Source organism: Microbacterium sp. G2-16M (genome assembly GCF_055809115.1).
Map to the genome: position 1 here is coordinate 3135130 of NZ_CM147897.1, position 18938 is coordinate 3154067.

Annotated in this window: 19 protein-coding genes; 10 read left to right on the plus strand and 9 right to left on the minus strand. The window is 70.7% G+C overall.

Annotated elements, in window-relative coordinates; translation table 11 throughout:
• Nucleotides 1–38: 38 nt before the first annotated feature.
• On the minus strand, nt 39–1337 hold the full coding sequence (locus tag AC0L6F_RS14790; protein WP_473540014.1) for an HNH endonuclease signature motif containing protein: 1299 nt from the start codon (nt 1335–1337) through the stop codon (nt 39–41).
• Nucleotides 1226–1480, minus strand: a complete 255-nt coding sequence (locus AC0L6F_RS14795; protein ID WP_473538458.1) for a hypothetical protein — start codon at nt 1478–1480, stop codon at nt 1226–1228. The genes AC0L6F_RS14790 and AC0L6F_RS14795 overlap by 112 nt, the downstream gene beginning before the upstream one ends.
• Nucleotides 1481–2036: 556 nt before the next feature.
• On the opposite strand from AC0L6F_RS14795, the gene rplJ reads away from it, so the two are divergent.
• The 6 genes from rplJ (at nt 2037) to AC0L6F_RS14825 (ending at nt 8484) form a co-directional block, all read left to right on the plus strand.
• Nucleotides 2037–2552, plus strand: coding sequence for a 50S ribosomal protein L10 (gene rplJ, locus AC0L6F_RS14800; protein ID WP_274637335.1), 516 nt, complete (start codon nt 2037–2039; stop codon nt 2550–2552).
• A gap of 41 nt (nt 2553–2593) precedes the next feature.
• A complete protein-coding gene (rplL, locus tag AC0L6F_RS14805; protein WP_259611456.1) occupies nt 2594–2983 on the plus strand; it encodes a 50S ribosomal protein L7/L12 in 390 nt (129 codons plus the stop codon).
• Nucleotides 2984–3359: 376 nt separating this feature from the next.
• Complete coding sequence (locus AC0L6F_RS14810; protein ID WP_473540015.1) at nt 3360–4589, plus strand: Bcr/CflA family efflux MFS transporter; 1230 nt, start codon at nt 3360–3362, stop codon at nt 4587–4589.
• 149 nt (nt 4590–4738) lie between these two features.
• A complete protein-coding gene (locus AC0L6F_RS14815) occupies nt 4739–6073 on the plus strand; it encodes an ABC transporter substrate-binding protein (protein ID WP_259611459.1) in 1335 nt (444 codons plus the stop codon).
• Between the two features lie 108 nt (nt 6074–6181).
• The gene (locus AC0L6F_RS14820; protein ID WP_259611460.1) at nt 6182–7513 is read left to right on the plus strand and encodes a carbohydrate ABC transporter permease; all 1332 of its coding nucleotides are present in this window, start codon (nt 6182–6184) and stop codon (nt 7511–7513) included.
• Nucleotides 7513–8484: a carbohydrate ABC transporter permease gene (locus AC0L6F_RS14825; RefSeq protein ID WP_274637337.1), complete on the plus strand. Its 972-nt coding sequence runs from the start codon at nt 7513–7515 to the stop codon at nt 8482–8484. Before AC0L6F_RS14820 ends, AC0L6F_RS14825 begins: the two co-directional genes overlap by 1 nt.
• A gap of 11 nt (nt 8485–8495) precedes the next feature.
• Here the strand turns inward: AC0L6F_RS14825 and AC0L6F_RS14830 are convergent, their stop codons facing one another.
• A complete protein-coding gene (locus AC0L6F_RS14830) occupies nt 8496–8996 on the minus strand; it encodes a nitroreductase family deazaflavin-dependent oxidoreductase (RefSeq protein WP_274637338.1) in 501 nt (166 codons plus the stop codon).
• Between the two features lie 50 nt (nt 8997–9046).
• Here AC0L6F_RS14830 and AC0L6F_RS14835 point away from each other — a divergent pair, with 50 nt between their 5' ends.
• From AC0L6F_RS14835 to AC0L6F_RS14850, 4 genes are all read left to right on the plus strand, one after another.
• Nucleotides 9047–10939 carry a helicase HerA-like domain-containing protein gene (locus AC0L6F_RS14835; protein WP_473538459.1) on the plus strand — a complete coding sequence of 631 codons (1893 nt, stop codon included), beginning with the start codon at nt 9047–9049 and terminating at the stop codon, nt 10937–10939.
• Nucleotides 10940–10978: 39 nt separating this feature from the next.
• Nucleotides 10979–11461, plus strand: a complete 483-nt coding sequence (locus AC0L6F_RS14840) for a MogA/MoaB family molybdenum cofactor biosynthesis protein (RefSeq protein WP_473538461.1) — start codon at nt 10979–10981, stop codon at nt 11459–11461.
• A complete protein-coding gene (locus AC0L6F_RS14845; protein WP_259611462.1) occupies nt 11458–11883 on the plus strand; it encodes a molybdenum cofactor biosynthesis protein MoaE in 426 nt (141 codons plus the stop codon). Before AC0L6F_RS14840 ends, AC0L6F_RS14845 begins: the two co-directional genes overlap by 4 nt.
• 70 nt (nt 11884–11953) lie before the next feature.
• Entirely contained in the window at nt 11954–14272 is a 2319-nt protein-coding gene (locus AC0L6F_RS14850; RefSeq protein WP_473538462.1) for an FdhF/YdeP family oxidoreductase, read from the plus strand.
• A 155-nt stretch (nt 14273–14427) separates the two neighbouring features.
• On the opposite strand, the gene AC0L6F_RS14855 is transcribed toward AC0L6F_RS14850, so the two are convergent.
• From AC0L6F_RS14855 to AC0L6F_RS14880, 6 genes are read right to left on the minus strand one after another with little or no spacing between them, the layout of a single operon-like run.
• Nucleotides 14428–14661: a MoaD/ThiS family protein gene (locus AC0L6F_RS14855; RefSeq protein ID WP_473538464.1), complete on the minus strand. Its 234-nt coding sequence runs from the start codon at nt 14659–14661 to the stop codon at nt 14428–14430.
• Entirely contained in the window at nt 14661–14921 is a 261-nt protein-coding gene (locus tag AC0L6F_RS14860) for a DUF6457 domain-containing protein (protein WP_274637343.1), read from the minus strand. The genes AC0L6F_RS14855 and AC0L6F_RS14860 overlap by 1 nt, the downstream gene beginning before the upstream one ends.
• Nucleotides 14918–15751 (minus strand): molybdenum cofactor guanylyltransferase, encoded by an 834-nt coding sequence (gene mobA / locus AC0L6F_RS14865; RefSeq protein WP_473538465.1) that lies wholly within the window; start codon nt 15749–15751, stop codon nt 14918–14920. The genes AC0L6F_RS14860 and mobA overlap by 4 nt, the downstream gene beginning before the upstream one ends.
• Nucleotides 15748–16233, minus strand: coding sequence for a cyclic pyranopterin monophosphate synthase MoaC (gene moaC, locus AC0L6F_RS14870; protein ID WP_274637345.1), 486 nt, complete (start codon nt 16231–16233; stop codon nt 15748–15750). The genes mobA and moaC overlap by 4 nt, the downstream gene beginning before the upstream one ends.
• Complete coding sequence (locus AC0L6F_RS14875; protein WP_473538467.1) at nt 16230–17426, minus strand: molybdopterin molybdotransferase MoeA; 1197 nt, start codon at nt 17424–17426, stop codon at nt 16230–16232. The genes moaC and AC0L6F_RS14875 overlap by 4 nt, the downstream gene beginning before the upstream one ends.
• Nucleotides 17423–18637: a ThiF family adenylyltransferase gene (locus AC0L6F_RS14880; RefSeq protein ID WP_473538468.1), complete on the minus strand. Its 1215-nt coding sequence runs from the start codon at nt 18635–18637 to the stop codon at nt 17423–17425. The genes AC0L6F_RS14875 and AC0L6F_RS14880 overlap by 4 nt, the downstream gene beginning before the upstream one ends.
• Between the last annotated feature and the right edge of the window lie 301 nt (nt 18638–18938).

Here is an 18938-nt window from a genome sequence, read left to right on the forward strand (position 1 = left end):
CAGGCCGCCATGGCACATCGACCCGCCGCGCCCGGACCTCATCCGGTCAGTCGCCTGTTCAATCGATCCCGCGCACGGTGGAGGGATCCGGGGACTCGCTGCCAGAGTCTTCGGGGATCGATCGTCGCCGGCGCCCGCACTTCGGGTACGCCGTCGACCATCCGGATCTCCCACCCGCTGGTTTCGAGGCTGCGGTGATGCCACCAGCACAGGGGCACTCCGTTGTCGACGTGGGTGGGTCCGCCGCGCGCATGCTCGATGACGTGATGGATCTCGCACCACGTGGCCGAGACGTGGCATCCGGGGATGATGCACTCCCCGTCGCGGGCGGTGATCGCGCGCCGCTGCTGGCCGGAGAAGGTGCGGTTCGGGGAGCCGAGTTCGATGAGCCGCCCGTTCTCGTCGATGACGAGGCGTTGGATGCCCCCGCAGCACGCGATCTGTCGCGCGACGACCGCGGGCACCGTGTCGTCTGTGCCGTCGATGAAGCCGACCCCGTCGTCGCGGTCGAGTTCGACGGCGGAGATCGTGACGAGCAGGGTCGGGGGCAGCCCGCCGAGCGAGGGCGTCTCTGCCGACCGGGCCGCGACGCCGAGGATCGTGGCGAACACATCGTGCATCTTCTGTTCGCGGGTGCGGGTGTCGGGCGGTGCATCGTCGCCGTCGTCTTCGGCCGCATCGCGGAACCGGACACCCGGGTCTTCGGTGCCGTCGTGGACGCGGGGATTCAGCTGCGCATCGCCCATCCGCTGGAACTGTGCGGCGACGTCTGCGAGCAGACCGCCGCTGATCGGCACGATCCCGTCGCGTTCGCGGCCGAACCGGAGGCCGCGGTGACGGAGCGCGCGTTCGTAGTCGGGGAGCGTGCCGTCGGGGTCGAGCACGAGCGTCCAGACCTTCGCCTGCGTGCGGCTGTCGTCGGCGGAGCAGGCGGGGGCGCCGTCTGGGCCGGCCCCGGTGGCCGCGGCGACGAGCTCGTACTCGGCGGCGGCCAGATGGGTGGGATCGCAACGGTCGGAGATCGGCGCGAGCGCGCCCACGATCGCCGCGATGCTGTCGACCCCGATCACGCCGTCGACCAGAGCGTCGCGGACCGTGGGAAATGCCGCCGGCAGCGGATCGCCCGTCAGCGTCGTGCGGGTCGCGACGGCATGGGCGTGGCGGATGCGCGCCCGCGCGCTCGTCGCTGCGACCCTGGTGAGCCGGCAGAGCAGGTCGACGGCGTTCATACAGCCCGCACGGGCCGACAGGCGCTCCTCGCCGAGCTCACTGCGTGAGCGGACACGATCTCTCCGGCTGCGGCGATGCGCAGCGCATCGGCCCGCCGTCCCAGTGATTCGGAGACCCTCGTGAACGCGACGAGTTCGTCGTCGGTCATCGTGCGTGTGATGTCGCCATCGAGTGTCGCGTGCACGTCGTCACCCAGCAGTTCGTCGAGGCGCGTGAGCGTCTCGAGGAGTTCTGCGGGTGCCGTTCTCATCCCTCCATGATGCCGCTGACCTCCGACATCGAAGCACGACGATTCCCCGATCAGGCATGATTTCTGTGGATAACTCCCGCGGATGCCCGCCTGTGGAGGAATCGACGCCAGGAGGGGCTGATCTGGGCCCGGCGCTGGCGAGAAACGGTGGTCGAGCATTCGTCGCCCAGGATGCGACTGGCATCGGCGCTCGATCATCCGCCGGGGTTGCGCGCCACGGGCCCGATACATGCGCAACAACGACAGTCGAATGCATCGCCCCGACGCGCGCCGGTCGGGGTGCACCGCCCAGGTGCCGGGCACCTCGCGACCGATTTTGCCGGACCCCCGGCATCCCGTAGACTTGTCCGAGCCAAAGACCGCCGGTCATCGGCGTGCGAGAGCACGTTGATCCAAGCACTGCCACGCAGGGGCCCGCGCAGGTGACATAGAACGATCTCCTTCCAGGATTCCGCTCCGTGCGCTTGCGCCGGAGCGTTTTTGTTTGTCGTGCGGCCGCCGATCCGAGGTCGACGCCCCGCCATCGCGGAGCGTCTCGTAAAGACAAGGAGTGGCCATGGCGCAGAAGGACGCAACGGTTGCCGAGCTCACGAAGAACTTCGAGGACTCGACCGCCGTTCTGCTGACCGAGTACCGCGGTCTGACGGTTGCCGAGCTCAAGGAGCTCCGCAACAGCATCCGTCAGGACGCGGAGTACGCCGTGGTGAAGAACACGCTGACCAAGATCGCGGCCAACAAGGCCGGGATCTCGACGCTGGACGACGACCTGAAGGGGCCGTCTGCCATCGCCTTCGTGCACGGTGACCCGGTCTCCGTCGCGAAGGGCCTGCGCGCCTTCGCCAAGGCACACCCTCTTCTGGTGATCAAGGGCGGCTTCTTCGACGGTGCCCCCCTGACGCCCGATGAGGTCAACCAGCTCGCCGACCTCGAGAGCCGTGAAGTCCTGCTGGCGAAGCTCGCCGGTGCCTTCAAGGCCTCGCTGTTCCAGGCGGCATATCTGTTCAACGCTCCGCTGTCGAAGGCCGTTCGCACGGTCGACGCGCTGCGTGAGAAGCAGGAGTCCGCGGCCTGATCTCGGCCTCGGCATCACAACCCCGATCAAGGAGAATCATCATGGCAAAGCTCAGCACTGACGAGCTTCTCGACGCGTTCAAGGAGCTGTCGCTCATCGAGCTCAGCGAGTTCGTCAAGAAGTTCGAGGAGACCTTCGAGGTCACCGCCGCCGCCCCCGTCGCCGTTGCCGCTGCCGGCGCCCCGGCCGGTGGCGCGCCCGCCGAAGAGGTCGAGGAGAAGGATTCCTTCGACGTCGTCCTCGAGACGGTCGGCGACAAGAAGATCCAGGTCATCAAGGTCGTCCGCGAGCTCACCTCGCTCGGCCTCGGCGATGCGAAGGCCGTCGTCGACGGTGCGCCCAAGCCGGTTCTGGAGGGCGCCACCAAGGAGGCCGCCGAGAAGGCCAAGGCCGCTCTCGAAGAGGCCGGCGCCACGGTCACCCTGAAGTAGTCTCTGCTTCTTCGAAAGCCCCGGACATCCGTGTCCGGGGCTTTCGTGTCTTCCCCCGCGGATGCTGGGGACCGCTCCGGTATCATGGTCCGAGGTCGAATCGATTCGACCTGTTCTTCATTCCCGACCGGAAGCCCTCGTGAAGCCCGATACCGCGCCCCAGCCGACCCTGCCTGAACCGCCGGTACCCGCTCCCGCTTCGGCGGGCTCGGTGCCTACGTCGACCGGCTCGGTCCGCACGTCGACCGGCTCGGTCCGCACGTCGACGGGCTCGGTCCGCACGTCGACCGGCTCGATCCGCACCGCGACGGGCTCGGTCCGCACCTCGACCGCCGCCATCCGCACGCTCGGCTCGAATCCGGCCACCGCGCCGATCATGCTGCACCCGGGCGATGCGATCTCGACCGCGCGCCGGGTGCTCTACATCGTCCTCCTGGGCGCGCTGACCGCCCTCGGTCCGTTCACGGTCGACCTGTACCTGCCGGCGTTCCCGATCCTCGAGCAGGATTTCCAGACCACGGCCACGGCCGTCCAGCTCACGCTCACCGGAACGATGATCGGCTTCGGGCTCGGCCAGCTGATCGTGGGACCCCTCAGCGACAAGCTCGGCCGCCGCATCCCGCTGCTGATCGTCACCGGCGTGCACGTGCTGGCCAGCGTCGCCGCCGCACTGGCGCCCACCCTGCTGCTGCTGGGCGGAGCCCGCGTGCTCATGGGCGTGGGCGCCGCCGCCGGCGGCGTCGTGGCAATGGCGATGGTGCGAGACCTGTTCGGCGGGCGCCGGCTGGTCGTGATGCTGAGCCGGCTCGCGCTGGTGACCGGCGCGGCGCCGGTGATCGCGCCGCTGCTGGGCTCGGCCCTGCTCGCGGTGATCCCGTGGCGCGGCATCTTCGTCGTGCTGGCGGCCTACGGGCTGGTCATGCTCGCCTGCGCGATCTTCATCCTGCCCGAGACCCTGCCCGCCGCACGCAGGCAGGACCGCGGCTCGACGACCACCCGACAGCGGTACGCCGCGGTGTTCCGCGATCGCATCTTCGTCGGCGTGCTCATCATCGGCGCCATGACGTTCAGCGGGCTGTTCTCGTACCTGTCCAGTTCGTCGTTCCTGTTCCAGGAGAGCTACGGGTTCAACGCCCAGCAGTACGGCCTGCTGTTCGCGGCGAACTCTGTGGGGCTGGTCATCGGCAACCAGGTCGCCGCCCGGCTGGCCGCCCGCTTCGGCCCGCAGTGGGTGCTCGCGTTCTCGACCGCCGTCCTGGTGGCCGCCGCCGCTGCGATCGCCGGGGGCGACGCCCTCGGGCTCGGACTGTGGGGCACGATCGTGCCGCTGTTCGTGTTCATGACCGCCTGCGGCTTCACCTTCCCCTGCGTCCAGGTGCTGTCACTGGACCGGCACGGCAGCGCCGCCGGGACGGCCGCTTCGCTGATCGGATTCGCCAACAACGCGGTGGCCGGACTCATCTCGCCGATCGTGGGCCTGATCGCCAGCGAGGCCGGGATCACCCCGACCACGATGGCGGTGGTGATGATCGGCTGCTCGATCATCGGCGTGCTCTCCCTGTGGCTCGTGGTGCGACCTCGGACGGTTCCGCAGCTCGCGCCGTGATTCCGCACTGAGAGCGCTCCCATTGGTTATCAAGCCGTTACCCCTCAGCGGTTGAATGCGCTCGGTGTGCACGGTACGTTCGGCTGTAAGCGCTTGCGGCCCACCCGGCCGCGTGGCGTGCGTGCTTGCACCTTGACGAGGAGGATCACATGGCAAAGTCGATTCGACGCACCGTGATGCTCCCGCTGGCCCTTCTGGGCGTGGCGGGAATCGCACTCACCGGCTGCGCAGAGACCGGCAGCGGCGGCGGCAACGGCGGTGACGACCTGAAGGGTCAGACCGTCCACCTGTCGGGCGGCATCACCGGGTCGGAGGCGGACCTGCTGAACAAGTCCTTCGACCAGTTCACCAAGGACACCGGGATCAAGGTCGAGTACACCGGCGACAAGAGCTTCGAGGGAAACATCGTCACCAAGGTGCAGGGCGGCTCGGCCCCCGACATCGCGATCGTCCCGCAGCCCGGTCTGCTGAACTCGCTCATCGGCACCGGCGAGGTGCAGAAGGCCGACGACACGGTCAGCGCGAACGTGGACAAGTACTGGGGCAAGGACTGGAAGAACTACGGCACCGCGGACGGCACGTTCTACGCCGCCCCGATGCTGGCCAACGTCAAGGGCTACGTCTGGTACTCGCCGGCCGAGTTCAAGAAGTGGGGCGTCGAGGTCCCGACCACGTGGGACGGCGTGCTGTCCCTGACCAAGACCATCCAGGAGAAGACCGGCAAGGCGCCGTGGTGCGCGGGCTTCGCGTCCGGTGACGCGTCCGGCTGGCCGGGCACCGACTGGATCGAGGACCTCGTGCTGCGTCAGTCCGGTCCGGACGTCTACGACCAGTGGGTGGCCGGCACGGTGAAGTTCACCGACCCGCAGATCAAGAAGGCGTTCGACGCGGTCGGCTCGATCCTGCTGGACAAGTCGTACGTCAACGCCGGCTTCGGCGACGTCAAGAGCATCAACTCGACGGCGTTCGCGGATGTCGCGGCCAAGGTCGCCGACGGCACCTGCGCCCTGACCCACCAGGCATCCTTCCTGTCCTCCAACTTCCTCGACGTGAAGACCAAGGACGGCAAGGCGCCGACCGTGGCCCCGGACGGCGACGTGTACGCCTTCGTCCTGCCGGGCATCCAGGAGGGCTCGAACGCGGTCGAGGGCGGTGGCGAGTTCGTCGCCCGCTTCGCGGACACCGCGGCTGCCAAGAAGGTCCAGGAGTTCATGACCACGCCGGACTTCGCCAACGCGCGCGTCAAGCTCGGCGGCGTGATCTCGGCCAATAAGGGCGCCGACCCGACGCTGGCCTCCAGCCAGTTCCTCACCGACGCGATGAAGATCATGCAGGACCCGAACACGGTCATGCGCTTCGACGCGTCCGACCTCATGCCGGCCACCGTCGGGTCCGGGTCGTTCTGGAAGGGCATGGTCAGCTGGATCGACGGCATGTCCACCGACGATGTCCTCGCCGCCATCCAGGCGGGTTACGAGAACTAGTCCCAGGCAATAGCATCGGCAGGGTGGGCGCTCCTTTCAGGGGCACCCGCCCTGCCGCCGTCGAAGCAAGGAAGACGAGCACGCCGATGTGCTCAGAGAGGCAGGACCATGGCGACCGTGATCGAGCCGTCCACCGGGCTTCCGGGCCCGGAGACGAGGCGAGGCAGCCGAACGTCGCGCCGCGTCACCGGCATCATCGTCCTCGTGGCGTCCGTGCTGCTGGTGGCGCTGTTCCTGTTCATGCTCCTGCAGGGGCCGGATGAGGACGCGCCGCCGACCTCGCTCGGGTTCTCGCTGAACAGCTTCTTCGTCTGGATCGGCGGGCTCGGCCCGCTGGTGCAGATCCCGATCGTGGTGGTGCTGTTCGCCGCCGTGGTCGGCATCATCCTCCTGCTCATCGAGTATGCGCCCCGCCCGGGCCCCGGGTACTTCTGGCTGCGCGTGGCGGCGTGCTTCATCATCCCGGTGATCGCCTTCATGGTGATGCGGCCGTACCAGAACGCGGTCGTCTACGTCGTCGGCATCGCGCTGCTGGCCGGGGCCATCCTGTTCTTCGCCGACTACCGCTCGCGGCAGGGCACCGGCTACGTCTTCCAGCTGATCATCTTCATGGCCCCGGCGGCGCTCCTGCTGCTGACCGGGCTGGTCTACCCGGCGATCTCCACGATCGTGCAGTCGTTCTTCGACAAGACCGGCAAGGACTTCGTCTGGTTCGACAACTACGTCTGGACGTTCACCAACCCGTACGGGTTCTGGTCGGTGATCAACACCGTCATCTGGGCGCTGATCGCCCCGATCGTGGCCACCGGCATCGGCCTGATCTACGCGGCGTTCGTCGACCGGGCGCGCGGCGAGAAGTTCCTCAAGCTGTGGGTGTTCATGCCGGTGGCGATCTCGTTCGTCGGGGCCGGCATCATCTGGAAGTTCGTCTACGACTACCGGCAGGGCCAGCAGATCGGCATCCTGAACGCGATCATCACCTGGTTCGGCGGCCAGCCGATCGGCTGGCTGGACGCGCAGCCGCTGGTGAACACCATCTGCCTGCTGGCGGTGTTCATCTGGAGCCAGACCGGCTTCGCCATGGTGATCCTGTCCGCCTCGATCAAGGCCGTGCCGATGGATCAGCACGAGGCGGCCCAGCTGGACGGCGCGAGCGCCCTGCAGCGATTCTTCAACGTGACGATCCCCGGCATCCGGGGCTCGCTGATCGTCGTGCTGACCACGATCACCATCGCCGCGCTGAAGGTGTACGACATCGTCGCGGTGATGACCGGCGGACGCTCGAACAGCTCGGTGCTCGGCTTCGAGATGGTCAACCAGCAGCAGCGGTTCCAGAGCTACGGCCACTCGTCGGCGCTGGCGGTGGTGCTGTTCCTGTTCGTGCTCCCGCTGATCATCTACAACGTGGTACAGATGCGCAAGCAGAAGGAGATCCGCTGATGGCTCTCACCGAGGCGGACATCCCCGCCGACACCCGGGCCGCGCGCACCGTCGACCGCGACACCCGCAAGGACGAGCGGGACGCCCGCAAGCGCCTCACCTCGCGCGGTGCCACCCTCGCGGCGGCGATCATCGCGGTCGTCTGGACGATCCCGACGTTCGGGCTGTTCGTCACCTCGTTCCGGCCGGGCGCCGATTCGAACACCACGGGCTGGTGGACGGTCTTCGTCAACCCCAGCTTCACGCTCTCGAACTACTTCGATGCGCTCACCTCCGGCGGCACGGCCCTGACGCTCGGCCAGTCGTTCCTGAACTCGCTGGCGATCGCGATCCCAGCCACCCTGATCCCGATCTCGATCGCCGCCCTGGCTGCGTACGCGTTCGCCTGGATCCCGTTCAAGGGCCGCGGCATCCTGTTCGTGTTCGTCTTCGCGCTGCAGATCGTGCCGATCCAGATGGCGCTGGTGCCGCTGCTCAGTCTGTTCTCGCGCGGTCTGACCATCGCCGGCGTCGGGATCTTCCCCGGGTTCACCCTGCGCGACGTCGACCACAGCTTCGCGACGGTATGGATCGCGCACGCGATCTTCGCCCTGCCGCTGGCGATCTTCCTGCTGCACAACTTCATCTCCGAGATCCCGAACGAGCTGATCGAGGCCGCCCGGGTGGACGGCGCCGGGCATGGGCAGATCTTCTTCCGGATGATCATCCCGCTGGCCATGCCGGCCATCGCCTCATTCGCGATCTTCCAGTTCCTGTGGGTGTGGAACGACCTGCTGGTGGCCACGATCTTCGCGCCGAGTTCGTCGCTGCCGCTGACCCAGACGCTGAACTCGCTGTCGGGCACGTGGGGAGACCGCTGGTACCTGCAGTCGGCCGGCACCTTCATCTCGATCATCGTGCCGCTGATCGTGTTCTTCGCGCTGCAGCGGTTCTTCGTGCGCGGCCTGATGGCCGGTGCGACGAAGGGGTAGCGGGGCGGGCCTCAGCGGCGGCCGAGCTCGCGGACCGGCTGCAGCCGGAACAGGCGCACGGTGCGGCCGGACTCGCGCTCGTAGGAGCGGTAGTTCGGCCACTGCGCCTCGATGCGCCGCCAGGCCTCATCGCGGCCCTCGTCCGGGATCGGGTCGGCGCGCACGGCGAGGCGCCGACCGCGCACGGTGATCTCGGCGTCCGGATGCGCGCGCAGGTTGGTGGTCCAGGACGGATGCCGCGTCCCGGCGAAGTTGGTGCCGGCGACGATCGCCCGGCCCGCGCCGTCCGGCGTATACATCAGCTGGACGTCGCGGGGACGACCCGACTTCGCCCCGATCGTGTGCAGCGTGAGCGAGGGGACCAGCAGCGCGCTGATCGGCATGCGACCGCCGGCGACGATCCGGAACAGCCGTTCGAGCACCGGCATGAGGCGTCGTCCGAGGCGACGGAAGGCCGCGGTCTGGGTCAGCGGGGCGACCAGAGTGCGCACCGCGCGCTGAAGGGACGCCATGCGCTCATTCTGCCGCATCGCGAAGACCCCGCCATGGCTAGGCTGAGCGCATGACCGTGCCCGAGGATGCCGCCGTCACCGCCGCCCAAGCCGAGCTCAAGCGCCTGCGCGCCGAGGCGGACGCCGCACAAGCCGCGTTGAAGGCGGCCCAGGCCCAGGCTGCGCTCGCCGCGGCCGAGGCGGAGGCCGCGAAGGCGGGCAGTCTCGCCGGGGCGGATGCCGCCCCCGCCGCGGCGCCGGCGCCCGAGGCGCCCGCGGACGCGGCGCCCGCGGACGCGGCGCCCGCGCCGGCGAAGAGCCCGGCACCGGCGGCCGCACCGGCGCCGGACAACGCGCCGGCCGCAGGTCCGCTGGACCCCGCCGAGACCCAGGCGATCGTCGACGGCTACACGTTCCAGGCCGACACCCTCGACCTGGGCGCCCTGGTGAACACCGACCCGGTGCCGGCCGCGCAGATCCGCATCCCGCTGGCGATGCTGAACCGCCACGGCCTGGTCGCCGGAGCCACCGGCACCGGCAAGACCCGCACACTGCAGGGCCTGGCCGAGCAGCTCGCCGCGAAGGGCGTGCCGGTGTTCGCGGCCGACATCAAGGGCGACCTCAGCGGGATGGCCACCCCGGGCGAGTCGAGTGAGAAGCTGCTGGCCCGCACCGAGGGCATCGGGCAGGACTGGAAGCCCGAGGCATCCGTCGTCGAATATCTCGCCCTCGGCGGCGTCGGCCACGGCGTGCCGGTGCGCGCGACAGTGTCGGGCTTCGGTCCGCTGCTGCTGAGCAAGGTGCTGGGGCTGAACCAGACGCAGGAGTCCAGTCTCGGCCTGGTGTTCCACTACGCCGACGCAGCCGGCCTCGCCCTGGTCGACCTGTCGGATCTGCGTGCCGTGCTCACCTACCTCACCAGCGACGAGGGCAAGGGCGAGCTGAAGGGCATCGGCGGTCTGTCGGCCGCCACCGCCGGCGTGATCCTGCGCGAGCTGATCACGTTCGCCGATGCCGGGGCGGACGTGTTCTTCGGCGAGCCCGAGTTCGACGTGAAGGACATCCTGCGCATCGCCGCCGACGGACGCGGCGTGATCAGCCTGCTCGAGGTGCCGGGCGTGATCGACAAGCCCACCCTGTTCTCGACGTTCCTGATGTACCTGCTGGCCGAGCTGTTCGAGATCCTGCCCGAGGTGGGGGATGCCGACAAGCCCAAGCTGGTGTTCTTCTTCGACGAGGCGCATCTGCTGTTCCGGGACGCCTCGAAGGACTTCCTCGCCTCGATCACCCAGACCGTCCGGCTGATCCGCTCGAAGGGGGTCGGCGTCTTCTTCGTCACACAGACCCCGAAGGACGTGCCCTCGGATGTGCTCGGCCAGCTGGGATCCCGCGTGCAGCACGCGCTGCGCGCCTTCACCCCGGACGACGCGAAAGCGCTCAAGGCCACCGTCGGCACCTACCCGCACTCGGGCTACGACCTGCAGCGCGTGCTGCAGGAGCTCGGCACCGGCGAGGCCATCGTGACGGTGATGAGCGAGAAGGGGGCTCCGACCCCGGTCGCCTGGACCCGGCTGCGCGCACCGCAGGGGCTGATGTCGCCGACCCCCGATCCGCAGATCGCCGCGGCGATCAAGGCCTCCCCGCTGCTGGCCCGCTACGGCACGGCGATCGACCCCGAATCGGCGCGCGAGATCCTCACGGCGAAGCTCAACGCCGCCGCCGAGCAGGATGCGGCGACCGAGGCGGCCAAGGCCAAGGCCGACGCGGATGCCGACGCGGCAAAGGCGAAGGCCGCGGCCGACAAGAAGGCCCAGGCCGAGTACGACCGGCTGATGCGATCGACCTCGGGCCGGACGAGCACCCGGAAGCAGAAGTCGCCGATCGAGGAGATCCTCGGCTCGCGCACCACGCAGACCCTGCTCAACGGCGTGATCCGGGGAATCTTCGGCACCGGACGGCGTTGACACCGCGGCGCGGAGCACCCGAGGTCGTACGCTGGAGTCATGCGCTACTCGGCCGCCGTGATCACCGTTTCGGACCGCGCCAGCCGCGGTGAGCGAGAGGATGTCAGCGGCCCGATCGCGGTCGCCGCGCTCCGTGAGGCCGGGTTCGCCTGCGCCGACCCGGTCGTCATCCCGGACGGCGCCGACCCGGTCGAAGACGCGCTGCGCGATGCGCTCACCGACGGCATCCGGGTCATCGTGACCACCGGCGGGACCGGGATCGGGCCGCGGGACGAGACGCCCGAGGGCACCGAGCGCGTCATCACCGTCGCCATCCCCGGCATCGCCGAAGAGCTGCGTCGCCGCAGCGCCGCCGAGAAGCCCACCGGCATGCTCTCCCGCGGCATCTCGGGCATCGCCGAGGCGGCGTTCATCGTGAACCTGCCGGGGTCGCCGGCGGCGGTCGAGGCGGGGATGCCGCTGGTGATCGCCGTCGCCCCGCACGCGCTGGGTCAGCTGCGCGGCGAGGACCATCTGCGATGACCATCCTGATCGCGCAGATCAGCGATCAGCCGCTGGACGAGGCGGCGCACCGCGCCGCGGTGGACGACCCGCGGATGGGCGCGGAGCTCGCGTTCGTCGGGAGGGTGCGCGATCACGACCCGGATGCCGCATCCGCCGTCGTCGCGCTCGAGTACACCGCGCACCCGGACGCCGAGGCCACGCTGCGCACCTTGGCCGAGCAGGCGATCGGCGACGCCGACGTGCGGGTGGCGGTGAGCCATCGCATCGGCCGCCTCACCGTGGGCGAGGCCGCCGTGGTGGTCGCCGTCGCCGGCGCCCACCGGGGCGAGGCGTTCGAGGTGTGCCGCACCCTTATCGAGTCGATCAAGCACAGCCTGCCGGTGTGGAAGCGACAGGTCGAGGCCGACGGCACGACCGCGTGGAAGGGCCTCGGCGGCTGACCGGGACCCGGATATCCGGTGAATGGAAACGGTGAACGGAGCGGGCGCCGCCATCGCCTAGCCTGGGAGCATGGCGACGAAGCCCCCCACCCAGGACATCGACGAATCCCTCATCCGCGTCAGCGACCCGAAGAAGGTCGCCGTGGGCGTGCCGGCGATCCTGCATGCGCTGCAGATCGCCGAGCAGCAGATGGGCGTCGGGCGCAGCATCCAGACCCTCCTCCGGGTGAACCAGAAGGACGGGTTCGACTGCCCCGGCTGCGCATGGCCCGAGTCTGATCGCCGGCACATCGCCGAGTTCTGCGAGAACGGCGCGAAGGCGGTGGCCGAAGAAGCGACGCTGCGCCGGGTCGAGCCGGAGTTCTTCGCCGCACACTCGATGGTCGAGCTGGCCGGGCACGACGACTGGTGGCTGGGCCAGCAGGGGCGGCTGACGCATCCCATGATCCTCGACGAGGGCGCCACGCACTACCGGCCGATCTCGTGGGATGACGCGCTGCGCGAGATCGCCGACGCGGTGCGGGGGTTGGACGACCCGGACGAGGCGATCTTCTACACCTCCGGCCGGACCTCGAACGAGGCGGCATTCCTCTACCAGCTGCTGGTGCGCGGCGTCGGGACGAACAACCTGCCGGACTGCTCCAACATGTGCCACGAATCGTCGGGCTCGGCCCTGAACGAGACCATCGGGATCGGCAAGGGCACCGTCTCGCTCGAGGACGTGCACAACGCCTCGCTGCTGATCATCGCCGGGCAGAACCCCGGCACGAACCACCCGCGGATGCTGTCGGCGCTCGAGAAGGCGAAGCAGAACGGCGCCACGATCATCGCGGTCAACCCGCTGCCGGAGGCAGGGCTCCTCCGGTTCGAGAACCCGCAGACGCCACGCGGCGTGATCCTGGGCGGCACGCAGATCGCCGACAGCTTCCTGCAGATCCGGCTCGGCGGCGACCAGGCGCTGTTCCAGGCGATCGGCAAGCATCTGCTGGAGGTCGAGGATGCCGAGGGCGGTGTGCTCGACCACGACTTCATCGCCGCGCACACGACCGGCTTCGACGCGTATCGGGGGGCGCTGGCGGACGCCTCGTGGGCCGAGCTGTGCGAGGCCACCGGCCTGACCGAGCAGACCCTGCGGGACGCGGGCGACCAGGTCCGCGCCTCGGGCGCGACCATCGTCTGCTGGGCGATGGGCCTGACCCAGCACAAGCACTCCGTGCCCACGCTGCGCGAGATCGTGAACGTGCTGCTGCTGCAGGGCAACTTCGGCCGGCCCGGCGCGGGCGTGTGCCCGGTGCGCGGCCACTCGAACGTGCAGGGCGACCGCACGGTCGGGATCTACGAGAAGCCGTCGGAGGAGTTCCTGGCGGCGCTGGACGCCGAGTTCGCGTTCGCCGCGCCGCGCGAACACGGGTACGACACGGTGAACGCGATCCGCGCCATGCGCGACGGCCGATCCCGGTTCTTCATGGGGATGGGCGGCAACTTCGTCTCGGCCACCCCCGACACCGCCGTCACCGAGGCGGCGCTGCGCCGGTGCGAGCTGACCGTCCAGGTGTCCACGAAGCTGAACCGCTCGCACGTGGTCACGGGCCGGCGGGCCATCATCCTGCCCACCCTGGGGCGCACCGACCGTGACCGGCGCGGCGGGCGCGAGCAGCGCGTGACCGTCGAGGACTCGATGGGCGCCGTGCACTCCTCGCGCGGCCGGCTCGCGCCGCCGTCGGAGGATCTGCTCAGCGAGGTCGCGATCGTCGCCCGCCTCTGCGCGCTGATCTTCGCCGGCCGGGACGACGTCCCGCAGGCGGACTGGGCGCAGCTGGAGGGCGACTACGCTCTGATCCGCTCGCACATCGAGCGTGTCGTGCCGGGCTTCGACGACTTCGAGCGGCGCGTCGACAAGGGCCGCACCCTGCATCTGCCGAACGGGCCGCGCGACTCCCGGAGCTTCGCGACATCCGACGGCAAGGCCCACTTCACCGCCAACACGCTGGAGTATCCGCGGATCCCCGAGGGACGCATCCTGCTGCAGACGCTGCGGTCGCACGACCAGTACAACACCACCATCTACGGCAAGGACGACCGGTACCGCGGCATCCACGGGGGCCGTCGGGTGGTGATGGTCAACGCGGACGACATCCGCGAGCTCGGGTTCGCCGAGGACGAGATCGTCGACCTGGTCTCGGAGTGGCGCACCCCGGACGGGCACGTCGAAGAGCGTCGCGCCGAGGAGTTCCGCATCGTGGCGTACAGCACGCCGCGGGGCAACGCGGCGGCGTATTATCCCGAGACGAACGTGCTGGTGCCGCTGGACTCGGTCGCCGATGTCAGCGGCACGCCCACCTCGAAGTCGGTGGTGGTGCGCCTGGAGCACCGCGGGGCTCCGGCCTAGCCACAGCGGTCGGGCCGACGCGGTCGGTCGGAGGGGCGGGGCCCGTCAGCCGGAGGGGCGGGGCCTGTCAGCCGGAGGGGCGGGGCCTGTCAGCCGGAGGGGCGGGGCCTGTCAGCCGGAGGGGCGGGGCCTGTCAGCCGGAGGGGCCGGGCCGCTCAGCCGCCGGCGAAGGGCGGCAGGACGTCGATCACGGCCGACTCGGGCAGCGGGGAGGCATCGTCCAGCCGGGCGCCGTCCACCAGGACCGCGCACCGCGGCAGGATCGAGGCGAGCGCCGGATGCTGCGCGCTCAGCGTCCCGCGCAGCGCCCCGAGATCGGCGGCCGCGACCGTGAGCTGCGCCGCGCCGGCGGCCTCTTCGGCGGCCGCGAAGAACCGGACGACGGGCATCACGCCTCCCAGGTCGAGGCCAGCTCCGACACGGCGGCGGCGGCTTCGCGCACCTGCTCGGGGGAGCCGCCCGCGCGACCGGCGACCAGCCCCGCCACGAAGGCGCTGAACGGCGCAGCCGGCCGCGCGACGCCGTTCGCGACATCCTTGGCCAGGTCCAGGATCAGCGAGATGGGCACGTCCTCGGGGGCGAGTCCGAACCGCTCGCGCAGCGCGTCGGCCCAGTGGTCGAGGGCCTCCGGGGGCAGGTGATCGCTCATACGTCCTCCTTGGTGAAGCTTCTGTAATCCTCCCACGTGTCGATGTCGCGGGCGCTGTCGGACAGGTCGGGCAGCGCCGCGATCGCCAGGTCGGCCAGGAGCGCGCGCATCGACTGGTTCCGGCCCTCGTCCGGGATGGATGCCGCGGCCCGCCGCAGCGCCGTCGTGCGGTACAGCCCGGTCAGCCACTGCGGTCGGCTCGACGGGTCGGACAGGCATGCACCGTCGATGTCGGAGCCCGGGAACACGATGTCGTGCACGAGCTGCCGCACGGCGGCGTCGACGTGAGGGAGGTCGCATGCCAGCACGAGCATCCAGGCGGGATCGGAGTCCGCCGGCATCGCCGCCAGCGCGGCGACGATCGCCGCCACCGGCCCGGTGAACGGCGGGTCTTCGCGCACCCAGGTCAGGGGAGTGGGCTGCGCGGCGGACGAGGATGCCGCGCGGTCAGAAGTCCCCAGGCCAGGAGTGGGGTGCGCGGGGGACGAGGATGCCGCGCGGTCTGAAGTCCCCGGGTCAGCGGGGGCGGAGGGTGCCGGTGCGGGTGATGGTGGCGCGGCATCGGTCGGCGTGGGACCCGCCACGACGATCGGGGCTGCCGAGACGCTGCGCACGGCGGCGATCGCACGGTCGAGCAGGCTCACCCCGTCGATCTGCAGCCGCGGCTTGTCGATCCCGCCCATGCGGGACGCCCGGCCGCCGGCGAGCAGGATCGCGCCGACGGAGTGCGCGTCCGCGCCGGGTGCGCCGGCCGCGGAGTGTGCCGCGGAGATCCGCGCGCCCACGGGATCCGCAGCGCGCGCCCGGTCGCCGGCAGGAACGTCGGTCACGGCCGCGCGGACTCGCCCGGCCGGGCCCATGCACCCGATTTGCCTCCGGTCTTGGCGACCAGTCGGACGTCGGCGATCGAGGTGGACTTGTCCAAGCCCTTGACCATGTCGACCACGGCGAGGGCGGCGACCGAGACGGCGGTGAGCGCCTCCATCTCCACGCCGGTGCGATCGGCGGTGCGCACGGTGGCCTCGAGCTGCACGCCGCCGTCGACGATCTCCACCTCGACCACCGCCCCGTGCACGCCGATCACGTGAGCCAGGGGCAGCAGCTCGGGGGTGCGCTTGGCCGCGGCGATGCCGGCGATCCGGGCGACCGCCAGCACATCGCCCTTGGGGACGGTGCCGTCGCGGAGGGCCGCGACGACCTCGGGCGCGCAGCGGACGAAGCCGCGCGCGGTGGCCGCGCGCACCGTGGGCTGCTTCTCGGTGACGTCGACCATGCGAGCGTTGCCCGCGGCATCCAGGTGGGTGAAGCTCATGAGACCAGCATGACATCCACGACGTCGCCCACCGCGACGGCGTCGATGTCGGCGGGGACGATCGCATAGGCGTCGGAGCGGCCCAGGCTCGCCGCCAGATGCGAGCCGCCCGACGAGGCGGGGCGCACGCCGTCGCGCTCGACGCGCACCGGCCGATACTGGCGCCGGCCGGCCGGAGTGCGCCACGCCTCGAGCACGCGCATCGGCAGCGTGAGCCGATCGAGTGCCGCGGCGCCCTGCATCGCCCGCAGCGCGGGGCGCACGAACACCTCGAACGACACCGCGACGCTGACCGGGTTGCCCGGCAGCCCGAACATGAGCGGCATCCCGTCGCCGAATCCCTGCGGCTTGCCGGGCTGCATCGCGACCTTCTCGAACCGCATCGGCGCGACGTTCTTGACGACCTCGTACGCTCCTGCGCTGACACCGCCCGAGGTGATCACCACGTCGGCGCCGAGGACGGATGCCTCGGCCAGCGCCGCGCGCAGTCCGTCGCCGTCATCGGTCACCGAGGTGCGCAGCACCACCTCGGCGCCGATCTGCTCGCACAGTCCCTCCAACAGCGTGCTGTTCGACTCGGGGATCTGCCCGCGCCGCAACGGGGTGCCGGGGGGCCGAAGCTCGTCCCCGGTCGAGATCACGGCCACCCGCGGAAGCCGAGAGACCACGACCTCGGTGACACCGGCCGCGGCGGCAGCAGCGAGCTGACGGCCGCCCAGGAAGGTTCCGGCGGGAAGGATCTCGTCCCCGGCCGTGCACTCCTCGGCACGCGGGCGGATATGGGCTCCGCGTGCCCGCGGTGCTGCGATCACCTCGACCCGGCCGAGGGAGTCCTCCAGCCCGCCGACGGTGTCCTCGAACGGGACGATGGCGTCGGCATCGGCGGGCACCGGCGACCCGGTCATGATGCGGGCGGCCTGCCCGGCCCGCAGCGGCGGGTCATCGGACGTGCCGGCCGGCAGATCGGCGACGACCTCGAGCACGACCGGCGCGTCGGGGGATGCCGCGGACACGTCGTCGAACCGCACGGCGAAGCCGTCCATCGCCGAGTTGTCGAACAGCGGAAGGTCCACCTGCGATCGGACCGGTTCGCGCAGGAACCGACCCAGAGCCGCATTCACCGGCATCGTCGTCGCCTCGAGGAGGCGCACCGCCGCGAGGATGCGGTCTCGGTGCTCTTCGACGGTGATCACACCCGGGCCTCCTGCCTGCCGGTCCACCCCTCGATACCGCCGCGCAGGACGGATGCCTCGGCTCCCGCGGCCCGCAGCGCCGACGCGGCGACGCGCGCCCGCGCACCCACCTGGCACACGATCACGACGGGGGAGCCCGCGACCTGGTCGGCCACGGCATCCACGTCCGCCAGCAGGGCATCCAGCGGAAGATGCCGGAAGCCGGGCACCGTGCCCGTGGCCAGCTCGAACTCCTCGCGCACGTCGATCACGACTGCGTCGCCGGGCTCGTCCACCTCGGCGATCGCGGCGGCCGGCCGCGCCGGGCCGTTCGCGTTCGGTACGGCGGAGTTCGGTGCGGTGCCATTCCGACCTGACCCGCCCCGTGCCGGGCCGTCCTGCGCGGTGTCGTTCGGTGCGGTGTCGTTCGGTGCGGTGTCGTTCGGTGCGGCGGAGTTCGCCGCGCTCGCGGCATCCGTCCCCTGTGCAGCTCGCAGGGGCGCCTCACGCTGGGTGCCGGCCAGCGCGTCGATGAGCGCGACGCGTCCGATCAGGGGTCGGCCGATCCCGGTGATGAGCTTCAGCGCCTCGGCGGCCATCAACGATCCGACCTGCAGGCAGAGCGGGCCGAACACGCCGACCGCCGAGCAAGCCGGGGCGTCGCTGCCCGCGGGATAGAGGTCGACCAGGCGCACCGGCTCGTGCGGCGCGGGCGGGGTGGACCAGAACACCGTGACCAGCCCGGCGAACTCCTGCACCGTGCCCCACACCAGGGGCAGCCCGAGCCGCTCGCAGGCCGCCGCCACGATCTCGCGGCTGGCGAAGGAGTCCGTCCCGTCCAGGACGAGATCGACGCCCGCCAGCAGCGCGGCGGCGTTGTCGTGCGTGAGGCGGGTGCGCACCGCGCGGACGCGGGTCTCGGACAGATCGGATGCCACGCGCTCGGCACTGTCGGTCTTGGGGCGCCCGACGTCCTGCCGGCGGTGGATCACCTGCCGCTGCAGGTTCGAGACGTCCACCTCGTCGTCGTCGAACACGACGAGTTCGCCGATGCCGGCAGCGGCCAGGGCGAGGATGACCGGCGAGCCCAGCCCTCCGGCGCCGACCACCGCGGCGCGAGCCGCTCCGATCCTTCGCTGTCCGTCGGGCCCGAGCCCGGCCAATCGCTGATGGCGCGCCGTGCGCACGCGCTCGGCGTCGCTGAGCGCAGGCAGGGGCGGGACCAGCGGCATGTCTTCAGCGTAGTCAGCGGCGCCCGGGCGCGGGCCGGTTCCGGCCGGACGAAACGGCGGATGCCGCATCCCGCCCCCGCCCCGGGCCTCACAGAGTTCGGAGGAAGCGACGAGTCTCGGATCGAATCGCCGGAATCCTCCGAGGATGCGGTGCTCCTCCGAAGTCTGTGATGGTGGGGGCGCCGGTGAGGGGAGGAGGCGCCCGTGCGCGGCGCGAGGCGGGGGAGGCGCCGCACCGGTCATGGTGCGGGACGGCGGCGACGCAGCGGCGGTCGGTTCCGCGAGATCGGAATAAGTCCGC

Coding starts and splice junctions, on each gene's coding strand:
- AC0L6F_RS14845 (WP_259611462.1), top strand. CDS start 11,458: ATGACCATCCTGATCGCGCAGATCAGCGATCAGCCGCTGGACGAGGCG.
- moaC (WP_274637345.1), bottom strand. CDS start 16,233: ATGAGCTTCACCCACCTGGATGCCGCGGGCAACGCTCGCATGGTCGAC.
- AC0L6F_RS14850 (WP_473538462.1), top strand. CDS start 11,954: ATGGCGACGAAGCCCCCCACCCAGGACATCGACGAATCCCTCATCCGC.
- AC0L6F_RS14880 (WP_473538468.1), bottom strand. CDS start 18,637: ATGCCGCTGGTCCCGCCCCTGCCTGCGCTCAGCGACGCCGAGCGCGTG.
- rplL (WP_259611456.1), top strand. CDS start 2,594: ATGGCAAAGCTCAGCACTGACGAGCTTCTCGACGCGTTCAAGGAGCTG.
- AC0L6F_RS14855 (WP_473538464.1), bottom strand. CDS start 14,661: ATGCCCGTCGTCCGGTTCTTCGCGGCCGCCGAAGAGGCCGCCGGCGCG.
- AC0L6F_RS14840 (WP_473538461.1), top strand. CDS start 10,979: ATGCGCTACTCGGCCGCCGTGATCACCGTTTCGGACCGCGCCAGCCGC.
- AC0L6F_RS14820 (WP_259611460.1), top strand. CDS start 6,182: ATGGCGACCGTGATCGAGCCGTCCACCGGGCTTCCGGGCCCGGAGACG.
- AC0L6F_RS14860 (WP_274637343.1), bottom strand. CDS start 14,921: ATGAGCGATCACCTGCCCCCGGAGGCCCTCGACCACTGGGCCGACGCG.
- AC0L6F_RS14815 (WP_259611459.1), top strand. CDS start 4,739: ATGGCAAAGTCGATTCGACGCACCGTGATGCTCCCGCTGGCCCTTCTG.
- AC0L6F_RS14810 (WP_473540015.1), top strand. CDS start 3,360: ATGCTGCACCCGGGCGATGCGATCTCGACCGCGCGCCGGGTGCTCTAC.
- AC0L6F_RS14825 (WP_274637337.1), top strand. CDS start 7,513: ATGGCTCTCACCGAGGCGGACATCCCCGCCGACACCCGGGCCGCGCGC.
- AC0L6F_RS14830 (WP_274637338.1), bottom strand. CDS start 8,996: ATGGCGTCCCTTCAGCGCGCGGTGCGCACTCTGGTCGCCCCGCTGACC.
- rplJ (WP_274637335.1), top strand. CDS start 2,037: ATGGCGCAGAAGGACGCAACGGTTGCCGAGCTCACGAAGAACTTCGAG.
- AC0L6F_RS14795 (WP_473538458.1), bottom strand. CDS start 1,480: ATGAGAACGGCACCCGCAGAACTCCTCGAGACGCTCACGCGCCTCGAC.
- AC0L6F_RS14835 (WP_473538459.1), top strand. CDS start 9,047: ATGACCGTGCCCGAGGATGCCGCCGTCACCGCCGCCCAAGCCGAGCTC.